Origin of the sequence: Planctomicrobium aquicomposti, assembly GCF_051466325.1 — a bacterium.
Lineage (GTDB): Bacteria > Planctomycetota > Planctomycetia > Planctomycetales > Planctomycetaceae > Planctomicrobium.
Genome location: NZ_CP195792.1, coordinates 3,093,304 through 3,105,671, shown reverse-complemented (window position 1 = coordinate 3,105,671; position 12,368 = coordinate 3,093,304). Strand labels below are relative to the sequence as shown.

General features: G+C 59.4%; 12 protein-coding genes. 5 read left to right on the top strand and 7 right to left on the bottom strand.

Annotated elements, in window-relative coordinates:
- Positions 1–45 precede the first annotated feature (45 nt).
- Positions 46–3,183, top strand: a complete 3,138-nt coding sequence (locus SH664x_RS12005) for an efflux RND transporter permease subunit (RefSeq protein WP_437201211.1) — start codon at positions 46–48, stop codon at positions 3,181–3,183.
- 27 nt (positions 3,184–3,210) lie between these two features.
- On the opposite strand, the gene SH664x_RS12000 is transcribed toward SH664x_RS12005, so the two are convergent.
- The 5 genes from SH664x_RS12000 to gap form a co-directional block, all read right to left on the bottom strand.
- Positions 3,211–4,080, bottom strand: coding sequence for a serine/threonine protein kinase (locus SH664x_RS12000; protein ID WP_437201209.1), 870 nt, complete (start codon positions 4,078–4,080; stop codon positions 3,211–3,213).
- A 314-nt stretch (positions 4,081–4,394) separates the two neighbouring features.
- Entirely contained in the window at positions 4,395–5,270 is an 876-nt protein-coding gene (accD, locus tag SH664x_RS11995) for an acetyl-CoA carboxylase, carboxyltransferase subunit beta (RefSeq protein ID WP_437207224.1), read from the bottom strand.
- A gap of 182 nt (positions 5,271–5,452) precedes the next feature.
- Complete coding sequence (locus tag SH664x_RS11990; protein ID WP_437201208.1) at positions 5,453–6,049, bottom strand: histidine phosphatase family protein; 597 nt, start codon at positions 6,047–6,049, stop codon at positions 5,453–5,455.
- Positions 6,050–6,058: 9 nt separating this feature from the next.
- The gene (gene rpe / locus SH664x_RS11985; RefSeq protein WP_437201206.1) at positions 6,059–6,757 is read right to left on the bottom strand and encodes a ribulose-phosphate 3-epimerase; all 699 of its coding nucleotides are present in this window, start codon (positions 6,755–6,757) and stop codon (positions 6,059–6,061) included.
- A gap of 122 nt (positions 6,758–6,879) precedes the next feature.
- Entirely contained in the window at positions 6,880–7,899 is a 1,020-nt protein-coding gene (gene gap, locus SH664x_RS11980; protein WP_437201204.1) for a type I glyceraldehyde-3-phosphate dehydrogenase, read from the bottom strand.
- 448 nt (positions 7,900–8,347) lie between these two features.
- Here gap and infC point away from each other — a divergent pair, with 448 nt between their 5' ends.
- The 3 genes from infC to rplT all read left to right on the top strand — a co-directional run bounded on the left by infC (position 8,348) and on the right by rplT (position 9,902).
- Positions 8,348–8,914, top strand: a complete 567-nt coding sequence (infC, locus tag SH664x_RS11975; protein WP_437201202.1) for a translation initiation factor IF-3 — start codon at positions 8,348–8,350, stop codon at positions 8,912–8,914.
- A 331-nt stretch (positions 8,915–9,245) separates the two neighbouring features.
- Positions 9,246–9,449, top strand: a complete 204-nt coding sequence (rpmI, locus tag SH664x_RS11970) for a 50S ribosomal protein L35 (protein ID WP_437201200.1) — start codon at positions 9,246–9,248, stop codon at positions 9,447–9,449.
- Positions 9,450–9,545: 96 nt separating this feature from the next.
- Complete coding sequence (rplT, locus tag SH664x_RS11965; protein WP_437201198.1) at positions 9,546–9,902, top strand: 50S ribosomal protein L20; 357 nt, start codon at positions 9,546–9,548, stop codon at positions 9,900–9,902.
- A gap of 273 nt (positions 9,903–10,175) precedes the next feature.
- On the opposite strand, the gene SH664x_RS11960 is transcribed toward rplT, so the two are convergent.
- Together SH664x_RS11960 and SH664x_RS11955 are read right to left on the bottom strand one after the other, a co-directional pair.
- On the bottom strand, positions 10,176–10,949 hold the full coding sequence (locus tag SH664x_RS11960) for a phosphorylase family protein (protein WP_437201196.1): 774 nt from the start codon (positions 10,947–10,949) through the stop codon (positions 10,176–10,178).
- A 17-nt stretch (positions 10,950–10,966) separates the two neighbouring features.
- The gene (locus SH664x_RS11955; RefSeq protein WP_437201194.1) at positions 10,967–11,374 is read right to left on the bottom strand and encodes a hypothetical protein; all 408 of its coding nucleotides are present in this window, start codon (positions 11,372–11,374) and stop codon (positions 10,967–10,969) included.
- A 338-nt stretch (positions 11,375–11,712) separates the two neighbouring features.
- Here SH664x_RS11955 and SH664x_RS11950 point away from each other — a divergent pair, with 338 nt between their 5' ends.
- A complete protein-coding gene (locus SH664x_RS11950) occupies positions 11,713–12,342 on the top strand; it encodes a putative metallopeptidase (RefSeq protein WP_437201192.1) in 630 nt (209 codons plus the stop codon).
- Positions 12,343–12,368 lie beyond the last annotated feature (26 nt).

Here is a 12,368-nt window from a genome sequence, read left to right as displayed (position 1 = left end):
TGAAAATACTGCGAGGCTTCGGCCTCCTGATACAGGACGACTTCCGTGGTTTATCGACTGATTGACTGGTCGCTGGACAACCGCTTCATTGTGATGTTGCTGGCAATTCTGCTGCTGGCCGGCGGTGCTTATTCCGTCACGAAACTTCCGCTCGATGCTGTTCCCGACCTGACGAATGTGCAGGTTCAGGTGCTGACGACTTCCCCCGCGCTGGGCCCTGTCGAAATTGAACAGTTCATCACTTTTCCGGTCGAGATGGCGATGAGCGGAGTTCCGCGCGTGACGGAGGTCCGCTCCATCAGCCGGTTCGGGCTCTCCGCGGTGACCGTCATTTTCGAGGACGGCACCGACATCTACTGGGCCCGCAACCTGATCAACGAACGTCTGCAGCAGGCACGCGAGAACATTCCGGCCGGAGTGGGTGATCCCCAGATGGGGCCCATCGCCACCGGCATGAGCGAAATCTATCAGTTTGAGGTGCGTGCCAAGCCGGGCTACGACTACAGCCTGATGGACCTGCGTACGATTCTCGACTGGCAGATCGCCTTCCAGCTGCGGAGCGTTCCCGGTGTGAACGAGGTCAACACCTTCGGTGGCGAACTGAAAACCTATGAGGTGCAGATCGATCCCCTGCGCTTGCGCAAATACGATATCACCCTGAAGCAGGTGCTCTCCGCACTCGAAGAGAACAATGCGAACTCGGGAGGCGGTTACATCGTTCACGGTGCGGAACAGCGGCTGATCCGTGGGGAAGGACTGGTCACTTCTCTCGACGAAATCAGGCAGATCGTGCTCGATACCCGGGAAGGGGGAACGCCGATCTATCTGTCCGATGTTGGTGAAGTCTGCTTCGCACCGATGCTGCGGCAGGGAGCGGTGACCCGCGACGGCAACCGCGAGGCGGTCACCGGAATGGTGATGATGCTGATGGGGGCCAACTCACGGCAGGTCGTGGCCGATGTGAAGCAGAAGATCGCGCTGCTGCAGAAGTCGTTGCCAGAAGGTGTCTACATTGACACCTTCTACGACCGGACCGAACTGGTCGACAAGACCATCCACACCATCGCCGAGAATATTGGCAGCGGCGTGATTCTCGTGATTGTCATGCTCTTCCTGCTGCTGGGAGACCTGCGGGCGGGGCTGATTGTGGCAGCGGCGATTCCCCTGTCGGCGATGTCGGCCCTGATTGCCATGAATCTGGCGGGGGTCTCGGCCAATCTGATGAGCCTGGGAGCGGTCGACTTCGGTGTGATTGTGGACGGCGCGGTGGTGATGGTGGAAAACATTGTCCGTCGGGCCAGCCACTACCAGAAAGAGCATGGCAAGCGGGTCCCCCTCTCGGTGTTCCGGGAGTCTGCCCATGAAGTCGGCAAGCCGATTCTGTTCGCCGGGATGATCGTGATCATCGTCTTTCTGCCGATTCTCAGTCTGCAGGGGGTGGAAGGGAAAATGTTCCGGCCGATGGCGTTCACGTTTATGTCGGCACTCACTGCGGCGCTGATTCTGTCGGTGACGGTGACCCCGGTGATGGCGTCGCTGTTTCTGGCCCGCAAGATTCAGGAGCGGGAAACGTTTCTTGTCCGCTGGGCCAAGCAGGCCTACCAGCCGCTGCTGAAACGAACCATGGCGCATCCCCGGTTTGTTCTGGGCACCGCGGTGGCCATCTTCGCTGTGAGCGTCGGGATTGCGACTCGTTTTGGCGTCGAGTTTGTTCCGAAGCTGGATGAAGGAGACCTGGCCATTCAGGCGGTTCGGCTTCCGAGTGCGTCACTGGAATCGTCGCTGGCGATGACGAAAGCGATCGAACGCACGCTGCTGAAGTTCCCGGAGGTGAGCACGGTCGTTTCCAAAACCGGTCGACCGGAGATCGCCAACGATCCGATGGGCGTTCACCAGACCGATCTGTTTGTCCGGCTGAAGCCTCCTCGCGACTGGCCTCAGAAACGTTCGAAGGAGGATCTGGTCGCCGCGATGCAGTCGGCGCTCGAGTCTTCGGTTCCCAGCAACTCGTTCAGTTTCACACAGCCTATTGAGCTGCGCGTGCAGGAACTTGTGGCCGGCGTGCGGTCGGACATCGGCCTGAGTCTCTACGGCGACGATCTGAGTGTGCTGGAGAAGACGGGAGATGAAATCGTCCGGGCGCTGATGCAGGTGGAGGGCTCCGCGGACGTCCAGGCACAGCAGGTGGGGGGACTTCCCTATCTCAGGGTGATCATCCGTCGCGACCAGATTGCCCGCTATGGAATCAACGCCCGCGACGTGCTCGACGCGGTCACCGCAGTTGGTGGCCTGCCTGCCGGGCAGGTGTTTGAAGGGCAACGGCGGTTTGACATTCAGGTGCGGCTGAAACCGGAATGGCGCACCGATGTGGATCAGCTCAAACAGCTGATGATCGTCGATCCGCAAGGGCGACCGATTCCGATTTCACAACTCGCGGACATTGTGATCGAGGAGGGGCCGTCTGAAATCAGCCGCGAAGCGCTGCAGCGGCGACTGCTGATTCAATGCAATGTGCGGGGACGCGATCTGGCAGGGTTCGTGGCGGCTGCTCAGGAACGGGTGGAGCGGGATGTCAAACTGCCGCCGGGCTATGTTCTGACGTGGGGAGGACAGTTCGAGAACCTGCAGAAAGCGACGCAGCGGTTGATGATCGCCGTTCCGGTCGCTCTGTTTCTGATCTTCGCCCTGCTGTATCTGACGTTCAGCTCGATCAAGCTGACGTTGCTGATCTACCTGAACGTTCCGATCGCCGCCACGGGGGGAATTTTTGCTCTCTGGCTGCGGGAGATGCCATTCTCGATTTCGGCGGGGGTGGGATTCATCGCGCTGTTCGGAATCGCCGTGATGAACGGAGTGGTGCTGATCGAACATGTCCGGCACCTGCGATTATCCGGTTTTGAGCAGCAACGAGCTGTGGTGGAAGGGGCGATCGACCGCCTTCGACCGGTGCTGATGACCGCCACGTGTGGGGCCCTTGGGTTTATTCCCATGGCCTTGTCGGGAAGTGCCGGTGCAGAAGTGCAACGCCCCCTGGCGACCGTGGTGATCGGCGGACTGCTGACGTCCACGCTGCTGACGTTGCTGGTGCTGCCCGCGATCTATCGCTGGTTTGAACCGGCCCCGAGTGAAGATGCTGAAGAGCCTTCGCCTGGCGCCGCACCGGCTGTGGCGGCCGCCCATTGACGGAGTTGCACTGATGATCGCGGCGGTTCAGCTTTCTGAAAGCCGAACCGCTGCATCGCGGAGCTCGTTGACCATTTTCCGCATCGTCCGCCAGCGGCGATCGGGATCCCGCTCCAGCCCTTTCATGATCGTCTCAGCCACTTGCTGGTCGAGCTGAGGAGCGTACGTCAGGATGTCCTTGGGAGGATTGTTGACGTGCTGCGTGACGCTTTCCATGGAATCGGAAGCGGGCCACGGCAACTTCTTCGTCAGCATTTCATAGCAGGTGACGGAGTAGGAAAAGATGTCGATCCGCTGGTCCGTCGGAAGCCGCTTGATCAGCTCGGGTGCCATGTAGTTCGCGGTGCCGGTCCGGTTGCCGGGCTTCCGGAAATCGGGGGTGTTCGGGACCATCAGGCCGAAATCGATCAACTTCACCGTGTTATCGTTCGCCACGAGAATGTTGCGTGGACAGAGATCCCGGTGAATCCAGTCGTTCATGTGCAGGTAGTTGATCGCTTCGCCCAGCTGCACACAGTAGGACAGGCAGTAGGACTTCATGCGGTCGTTCTGCGCATCGACGAGATACGTCAGGCTCACGCCGTCGACGTACTCCATCACCAGATACTGCTCATCGTGAGTGGTGATGCCATGTTCCAGCGTGCGAACGACGTTGTCGTGACTGAGCACCATCGCCATTTGCCCTTCGGAAGGTCGATTGAGACCGACGAAGCGTTGCTCCAGCTTGAGCGTTTTTTCCTTGTCGAGCACTTTGACGGCGACGGTCCGGCCGGTCTTCCGGTCGATCGATTTCCAGACCTTGGACATGCTTCCCTGGCCGAGACGGTTCATCAGCTGAAACCGCTCTTCGATGTCGACCTTCGGCGTCTTCTGAAACAATCTCTTGAAGAAGTTCATGGTGCTGCCCTCGCGGAGACGCGGTGCGGGCTGGAACAGCCCTTGGCGAGTGTACGTCCGTGGAGACATTGTGAAGAGTCGAGCCGGCTTTGTCACCGCAGCAACGGCACCGGGGCGGTGTTCCCGATCCTCGCATAGTCGAGCGAATCCGTTTGCATTGTGCGGAGCGCGGAGTTTCGCCCGCAATTCGCGATCGATGCCGGCAGGACGCACATTCGCGCAGACAGCACAGTGCCGTTCACCCGCGTGAAATCGGTGGCGACTCTGTTGCAGCCGGACGGGCGCCCGAACCGAGAGCGGCTTTCAGCCCGGCATTAATCCCGTTGCGGACGCTGGATCGCACAGTAGTCGATCAGCCGCGATACTTCGCTGCGCAGTTCTTCGCGCGAAACAATCCGGTCGACGAAGCCGTGAGCCAGCAGGAACTCACTGGTCTGGAAGCCCTCGGGGAGCGGCTGTTTGATCGTTTCGCGGACCACACGTGGTCCGGCGAAGCCGATCAGGGCCTTGGGCTCGGCCAGGATGACATCTCCCAGAGATGCGAAGCTGGCCGCCACGCCTCCCATGGTGGGGTTGGTCAGAATTGAGATGAACAGGCCCCCGACCTCGTGATAACGTCCGAGGGCTGCGGAAACCTTACCCATCTGCATGAGCGAGAAAATCCCCTCGTGCATACGGGCCCCGCCCCCGGATCCGCTGACGATCACCAGCGGCAGGCGAGTTTTGGTGGCTTCTTCGATGGCGCGGGTCAACTTCTCACCGACGACCGAACCCATGCTTCCCATGATGAAGGAAGAGTCAGTCAGTCCGAAGACGAGCGGACGGCCCCGCATGTAACCACGGCCGACCAGGCAGGCTTCGCTCAGTCCGGTCTTCTTCTGTTCTTCCTTGAGTCGATCGCGATAGGCGCGCTTGTCGGTGAAGGACAACGGGTCGAGCGGCTTGAGTTCCGTAAACCACTCTTCAAAGCTGTCGTCATCGAGCAACTGCTGAATACGTACTCGCGCGGGGACATAGAAATGATGTCCACACTCCGGGCACATCCGGAAGTTCTTTTCGAGATGCTTGCGGAAGATCGTGGCTGAGCAGGCATCGCATCGCAGCCACAGCCCTTCCGGCACACCCCGTTTTTTGCGTTGCGGTGAATTGTCATCTCCGCTCGGATCAACTTCAGCACCGGTTGAATTCATCGCTGGTCGCTTCTTGCGCGCGGACGTAGTGTCATTCGAGGGGATCAGCGACTCGGAGGGAGCAGCATTGATGTCCTGGCTCATAGTTCTCCATCACTCGCTTGCAGCTTCGCCCACGCATCCTGCCTGGTTCGGCGCATGCCGATGCAGCGAAGGCGGTTCCATCATGGAAACTCCGCGACTTATTGTCGAGTCCAGCTGGCAGTTTCCGGGGCTCCGACCGGATTTTCCAGACCCAGGCGTTCAATCCGCGAATGGGGAACGGAAAGTCCCTGCGGGCAGCAGAGTTGTGGACGTTCCCCCTTGAGAACCGAAGCAACGAGAGTTGCCAGCGGTTCACTGGCCACGACGGCATAATCCCCGCCGCGGCGCATCGGCTTTTTCAGGGCTCGAGCCACGCGGGTATGCGCTTCATCCAGAGTCTCGCCCAGGGGCGGACAGACCGATTCCGGTGCATCTTCCCATTGCCGGTAGACGCGAGGCTGCTTCTGGCGAATTTCGGCGAACGAAAGCCCCTGCCAGAGTCCCAGATCGAGGTTGCCGAGTTGATCGAGCACCTTGACGGGGATTTCCAGTTCTTCTCCAAGCAGCTGCGCCGAGGAGAGTGCCGGCTCTGTCGGAGAGGCGTAAATTGTGTCGATTTCACAGTCGCGCAGCTCTTCCACCATGCGCTCGACCTGTGCGGTCCCCTGTGCATTCAAAGGGAGGTTCAGAGTCCCCTGGACCCGATCCTGCAGATCGAAGTCCGTTTCACCCGGACGGATGACAAAGATTGACATTCAAGTGCCTTAAAGACCCGCCGGTGCTGTCCGAGCCTCTCTTGCCAGACGTTCCATTTCCTGAATGGCGGTCTGGTAACAGGGCTGGCCAAAGATCGAACTTCCGGCGACGAAGACTTCCGCACCCGCGGCCGAGACAGCGCCAATGGTCTTGGGACCAATGCCGCCGTCGACAGAGACCAGCGTGTCGGAACTGAACAGCTCGCGGACTTCTTTGACCTTGTCCGTTGAGCTGGGAATAAATGCCTGCCCCCCGAATCCGGGGTGCACGGTCATGACGAGGACGAGATCACACTCGCCCGCGCATTGGGAAATCGCCGACACCGGTGTGTCGGGATTGAGTGCAATTCCTGCGAGCCGGCCCGCATCGCGGATCCGGCGCAGCAGCGGCAGCGGGTCGCTGACCGCTTCGATATGAAACGTGATCCAGTCACAGCCGGCCCGGATGTAGTCGTCCAGGTATTTGGCCGGATCGGAAATCATCAGGTGTGCCTCAAACACCAGATTGGTGCAGGGGCGATAGCTCTCGATCACCAGCGCCCCGTAGGACAGATTGGGCACGAAGTGCCCGTCCATCACATCGAGGTGCAGCAGTTGGGCACCCGCTTTTTCCAGCGCATGCGCTTCCCGCTCGAGATTGCTGAAATCGCACTTCAGCATCGAGGGGGCGATGAGAGGAGAAGCGGGACGCAAGTTGCGTTCAACCATATCAATTCATCAGCGAGCGGAACACATGAAGTCCTCACCGAAACGGGAGAGTTCGCCTTCATGTAAAAATCCGCAGCCGTGATGACTCACGACTGCGGCTGGAAGCATCATACCCAACAGATTTACAGCTTTGCCAGTTTGGCGATCAGGTCAGCGGTCCGGTTGGAGTAACCGTACTCATTGTCGTACCAGCTGAGGACCTTCAGCAGATTGCCGCCGATGACCTGAGTCCAGGCCCCTGCGAAGATGCTGCTGTGAGGATTCCCGATAATGTCGGACGAAACGATCGGGTCTTCGGTGTATTCCAGAATCCCCTTGAGCGGGCCATTAGCGGCTGCCTGAATCGCTTCGTTCACGTCCTTGGCGGTGAGATCTTTTTTCATCACAGCCACGAGGTCGGTCACGCTGCCGGCCGGAACCGGAACCCGCAGCGAAATGCCCGTCAGCTTGCCGTTGAGATCCGGCAGCACTTCACCGACAGCCTTCGCAGCACCGGTGGAGGTGGGAATGATGTTCAGAGCTGCGGCACGGGCACGGTAGGAATCGCTGTGAATCTGATCCGACACGCGCTGATCGTTCGTGTAGGCGTGCACGGTGGTCATCAGACCCTTTTCGATGCCGAAGGTCTCGTTGAGCACCTTGGCCATCGGAGCCAGGCAGTTTGTGGTGCAGCTGGCGTTGGAAACGCACTTGTGCTCGGGCTTGAGGTCCTTGTCGTTGACCCCCATCACCACGGTCAGGTCCGGCTTGTCCTTGGCGGGAGCGGAGAGCACCACCTTGGAGGCACCCGCTTCGAGGTGGCTGTCATAGCCCGGCTTGTCGCCCGTGGCACGACCGGTGAAGAAACCGGTTGACTCGAGGGCGACCTGCACGCCCATCGCCTTCCAGGGGAGCTTGCGCGGGTCCTTCTCGGCGACGACCTTGATCTTCTTGCCGTTCACGACCAGTGAGTCACCATCGGCCTTGACTTCCCCGGGAAACCGGCCCTGAACACTGTCATACTTCAGCAGCATGGCCAGAGCCTTGGGGTCGCTGAGATCATTGATCGCAACGATGTTGAACTCTTCCGGGCGAGCTGCCATGGCTCGGAAAGAGATCCGTCCAATACGTCCAAAACCGTTAATACCAACAGTAACCGCCACGAGTTTCGCCTCCGGGCTATAAGAATGTCTACTTGAGCGAGGGATTGTATCGGTGCTCATGTTCCCCCTCAACTGAAAGCGGTGAAATGTCGACACCCGCTGCCAGCCGTGGGAATGGGAGCGGGATATTCCCAACGCTCCCGAGAACGCTGCCCTCTACCATAACTGTCTCAGGTGCTTTTCATTGTGACGATTCTGCCCAGCATTCATGGGCGTCCAAAGCGAATCAAATCAAAACTGACGCATGTCGCGCATTCAGTGGAAAGACACCTGATTTTGTAATTCCTGCGGGGGCGCCTCCAGTGGTGTGGATCAGTCAGTCCCGAGACTGATCGGCGAAAATTGATGAATTTGCACCGTTGGTGAAATGTTCGGTTCTTGACGGTTTCGCAGGCTGTCGATAAAACTCGTGGATCTCATGGGTTGCGTGGGCAACGCCGTAGAGACAATGACTGCCATTCACAAGGAGCTTGCAATCGATAGGTCGCGTCGGGGACCGGAGCAGAATGCCAACCAGCATCGCATTAACGATCAGATACGCATTCCCCAGGTCCGTGTAGTGAATCATGACGGGGAAATGCTAGGGGTTCTGCCGACGCCGCAGGCGATGCAGATCGCGTATGAAGCCGGTCTTGACCTGGTCGAAGTGGCGCCGAACGAGCGTCCACCGGTCTGCCGTATTCTCGATTACGGCAAGTTCAAATACGAGCAGAAACGGAAGCAGGCGAAAAGCGCCAAGGCACACCAGGTTCAGCTCAAAGAAATTCGTCTTCGTCCGAAGATCGGCGATCACGACGTCGAATTCAAGATGAAACAGGCCCGGCAGTTTCTGTCGGAGCACGACAAGGTCAAGCTGAACATCCAGTTCCGCGGGCGTGAGAATGCTCACCACGAGCTGGGGCGCGACATTCTTCAGAATATCATCAACTCGCTCGAAGACGTCGCGAAGGTGGAGAAACCACCCGGGATGGAAGGAGGACGCAATATGACAGCCGTCCTCACTCCGAAGGCCTGATTGCTTCCACCGGAACGGCCCATCGCCACTGGTGGCAATCGTGTGGCCATTGCGGGAGACCTGCCCACCGGCTTTGTCTCCCGTTTTGTGTTTTCTGGCGTCAGGTCCTGTGCCCAGTCCCGAATGCTGCCCCGGATTGCAGCGGCTGACGCGACTCGGCGGAAATTGACAGTTTTACAATTGAGAGCCCAGTTTCGCCGCCAATTTCCGGCTGAAATCTGGGCTAAATCGGGGCCAGTGGGCATTTTCCTGCGTTGGAGACTGGAACTCACTGGAATATTTTGCCTAAAATCGTCGCTTCGTTTTTTCGCGAAGACTACATGGTGGAACAATGCCCAAGGCGAAGACACACAAAGGGATTTCAAAGCGGTTCAAGATGACGGGCTCAGGCAAGAAGGCCAAGCACCGCAGCGCGAACCGGGGTCACATTCTGGGCAAGAAGACCGCTAAGCGGAAACGCCAGCTGCGTGCCACGGGAATCGTCTGCGGCGCCAACGCCCGGATGGTCCTCGAAGCAGTGCGCCCCAGCCTGTAATTCGCCCGTTTGTTCCTCCCCAGATCGCTTTAAAACATACATTGGCGGTTTTCCCGGCGCGATCGCCGTTGAGCTGCCTGTCAGGAAGATAGAGTCATGCGAGTTTCTTACGGTGCAGCGAGACGCAAGAAGAAGAACCGGATCTTCCGGGAAGCCAAGGGCAACTGGGGCGGCCGCAGCCGTCTCTGGCGCACAGTTCAGGAAACGGTCATCCGGGCACGGGCCTATGCCTTCCGCGATCGACGCGCCAAGAAGCGTGAGTTCCGCGCTCTCTGGATCACCCGTATCAGCGCTGCCTGCCTGAGCCGCGGACTGCGTTATTCCGAGCTGATTCACGGTCTGGAACAGGCCGGCATCACTCTGAACCGCAAAATGCTCAGCGAAATCGCGGTCTTCAACCCCGCCGTCTTCGATGAAATTGCGGAAGCCGCCAAGGCTGCACTGAAGAAGTAAGCAATCAGCCGACCATCTCGCCCAGTCTGGGAGGATCGGTTTACTGAGTCAAACAGAAGGCCCCTTGCCGATGCAAGCGGGCCTTTTTTCAATTCACGGGCCGACTTCGTTTGCCGCCCTCGGCAGGTTGCCACCCCGAACCGCGCTGCAATGACGTCTGCGAGTCCTGGGGCGTGCGGGGCGGATCTCCTCTCTGGGGCTGGGCAGCGCGATTGCTGTTAGGCGACGCAGCTTTCCGCTGGCCGCGGGCTCGCCAACCTTTGGCTACCTGCTTTACAAGCCGGGTTGCGGCCGTGAGGTCGGTGTCTCTGCTGCCGTTTTCACGACGGTAACCAGCAGACGGGCAAGTCGCGCCGCGACGGCTGTGGATTGCTCCCGCAGCTTCCAGAGATCCTTGACGCAGCTGGGGCGTTTCAACAGAGATGCCACGAGGGCTCCGGCACGGATCGAACCTTTCGGCCCGAGAATCGCGAGCACCTCGCGAGGGAGATCCTCGGAGAGATCGTCGCTGATTCCGCGAATCGCCATAAAACGGGTCGGCCGTTCCCGGCAGACCTGTGCCACCGCCAGCGATTCCATGTCGACCGCAATGGCCCCGCTCTGCTGTGCCAGTCCCTTTTTTTCGTCGACCTCCCGGACGATGTGATCCACGGAGCAGAGTCTGCCGACGTGCAACCCCTGTCGAGGATTGGGTTGCAGTTTCACGTCAATGTCGAGCTGAGTGCTCTGGCTGGCATCTGTGAGGCTGGTGCCGACTACCAGGTCCCCACGACGCAGATCTTCTGTGAGCGCCCCGGAAAACCCGACGGAGAAAATCCATTCCGGGTGAAAGGCGTCGATCAGCGCATTGGTAGCACGGCGGGCGCGAGACAGCCCTGCCCCTCCTTCGACAACGCAGATCCGGATGTCATCGAGCCGACAGCCGCGGAATTTGAATCCATTGCCAGACTGCGTTCGCAGCTGTTCGCAGTGCTGCAGGAAAGGGGCGATCTCCAGGTTCAGCGCACAGACGATTCCGATGGAAACGGAGAAGGATGGCTCGGTCACGGAAGCGGTTTCCTGCGTCAGATCGTGGGTTGGGAGGGAGTTTCGGAGTGATTGCCGTCCGCGGCGTCCCAGAACTCGATCCGTTGACAGAGTAGTTCAATCGCGTCGCGGCGCTCAAGAAATCGGGAGAACCGCTGATAGCTGTCTGCCGACAGTCGTACAGAGGCCTTTGCGGTCGAATTGGTCGGTGTGGGTTCGGAAGCTTCGGGAAGTATCGACGTCACGAACGGAGCGAAGAAGTTCAGCGCCTGGGCACCCAGCACATTGAGCGGCCGCGACATCTCCAGAAACATGAGTGCCGGTGGAGCCATCTGCCGCCGGACGACCTCGCGGGCGAGGGCGTCGACGATCTGCAGGTCCTCTTTGGTCGGAGGCGTTCCCTGATCCAGGGCAAAAGCGTGTTGCCACCATTGTCGCAAGGACATCTTACAGGCCACGGATCGGGGATGGGAAAACAGGAAAAGCAGGCTCGTCGACCGGGGTGCATGGTACCGTAAAGTGAGTCGGGGCGTCATCTCCCGGTGATTTCCGTCGTTCCCCCTGCCCGGACAGTCCCCCCCCCCCGGAAAACTGGTTTTCAGGATGGCGGGAGGAATCGCCGCTCCCCTATAATCCGGGCGTGTCGGTTGTCCGCTGCGGCACCTGGCACCTACGAATGAGGTGAGCCTTGAATCAGATCACGGTCAGGGCACCGGCTTCCCGAAACTCGGTGGGAATCGAGCGAGATCGGATTGCCCAAGGGTTCGAGAGAAAGGAATCTCAGATGGGACGTTCGTCACGTTCCGCGATTTCCGGAACAGCGAAAGCGGTTGGCCCCTTCGATTTTACTCAGGCCATTTCCCGGCTGTGCATCGATATCTGCGACCGCCACGAAGCGTTTCAGCATATCGATGTCTCCCGCATTGCCATCTGCTTCACCCAGGCCCGCTCCCGTGTCCTGCATGGCCTGCAGGCCAAGCTGACACCGATGCGGTTTGAAAAGGGGATGCTGACCTGTGTCCGACGAGGCCGCCAGTGGACCGTGCAGCGGCTGTTCGTCGGTCAGCGGGAAATGCTCTACATCCTGACGTTCTACCTCCCCCGTTTTCTCGATCAGAGCTTCTCGGAAAAATTCATCACCATTCTGCACGAGCTGTATCACATCAGCCCCCGATTTGATGGTGACATCCGGCGTTTTGACGGCCGCTATCATGTCCACTCTTCGAGCCAGCAGGACTATGACGGCCAGATGGATATCTACGCCCGCGAGTATCTCGCCAGTGGTCCCCCTCCGGAGCTGTACGAGTTTCTCAAGGTTGATTTCCGGCAGATTCTTCGCCAGCACGGCGGCGTGGTCGGCCTGCAGGTCCCGATCCCCAAGCTGATCCCGATCGAGCAGTCACGCACCGCCTGAGCGTTGAGTCCGCGGGGGAGTTTCTC

Coding starts and splice junctions, on each gene's coding strand:
- SH664x_RS12000 (WP_437201209.1), bottom strand. CDS start 4,080: ATGAACTTCTTCAAGAGATTGTTTCAGAAGACGCCGAAGGTCGACATC.
- accD (WP_437207224.1), bottom strand. CDS start 5,270: ATGAATTCAACCGGTGCTGAAGTTGATCCGAGCGGAGATGACAATTCA.
- SH664x_RS11990 (WP_437201208.1), bottom strand. CDS start 6,049: ATGTCAATCTTTGTCATCCGTCCGGGTGAAACGGACTTCGATCTGCAG.
- rpe (WP_437201206.1), bottom strand. CDS start 6,757: ATGGTTGAACGCAACTTGCGTCCCGCTTCTCCTCTCATCGCCCCCTCG.
- infC (WP_437201202.1), top strand. CDS start 8,348: ATGACTGCCATTCACAAGGAGCTTGCAATCGATAGGTCGCGTCGGGGA.
- rpmI (WP_437201200.1), top strand. CDS start 9,246: ATGCCCAAGGCGAAGACACACAAAGGGATTTCAAAGCGGTTCAAGATG.
- rplT (WP_437201198.1), top strand. CDS start 9,546: ATGCGAGTTTCTTACGGTGCAGCGAGACGCAAGAAGAAGAACCGGATC.
- SH664x_RS11955 (WP_437201194.1), bottom strand. CDS start 11,374: ATGTCCTTGCGACAATGGTGGCAACACGCTTTTGCCCTGGATCAGGGA.
- SH664x_RS11950 (WP_437201192.1), top strand. CDS start 11,713: ATGGGACGTTCGTCACGTTCCGCGATTTCCGGAACAGCGAAAGCGGTT.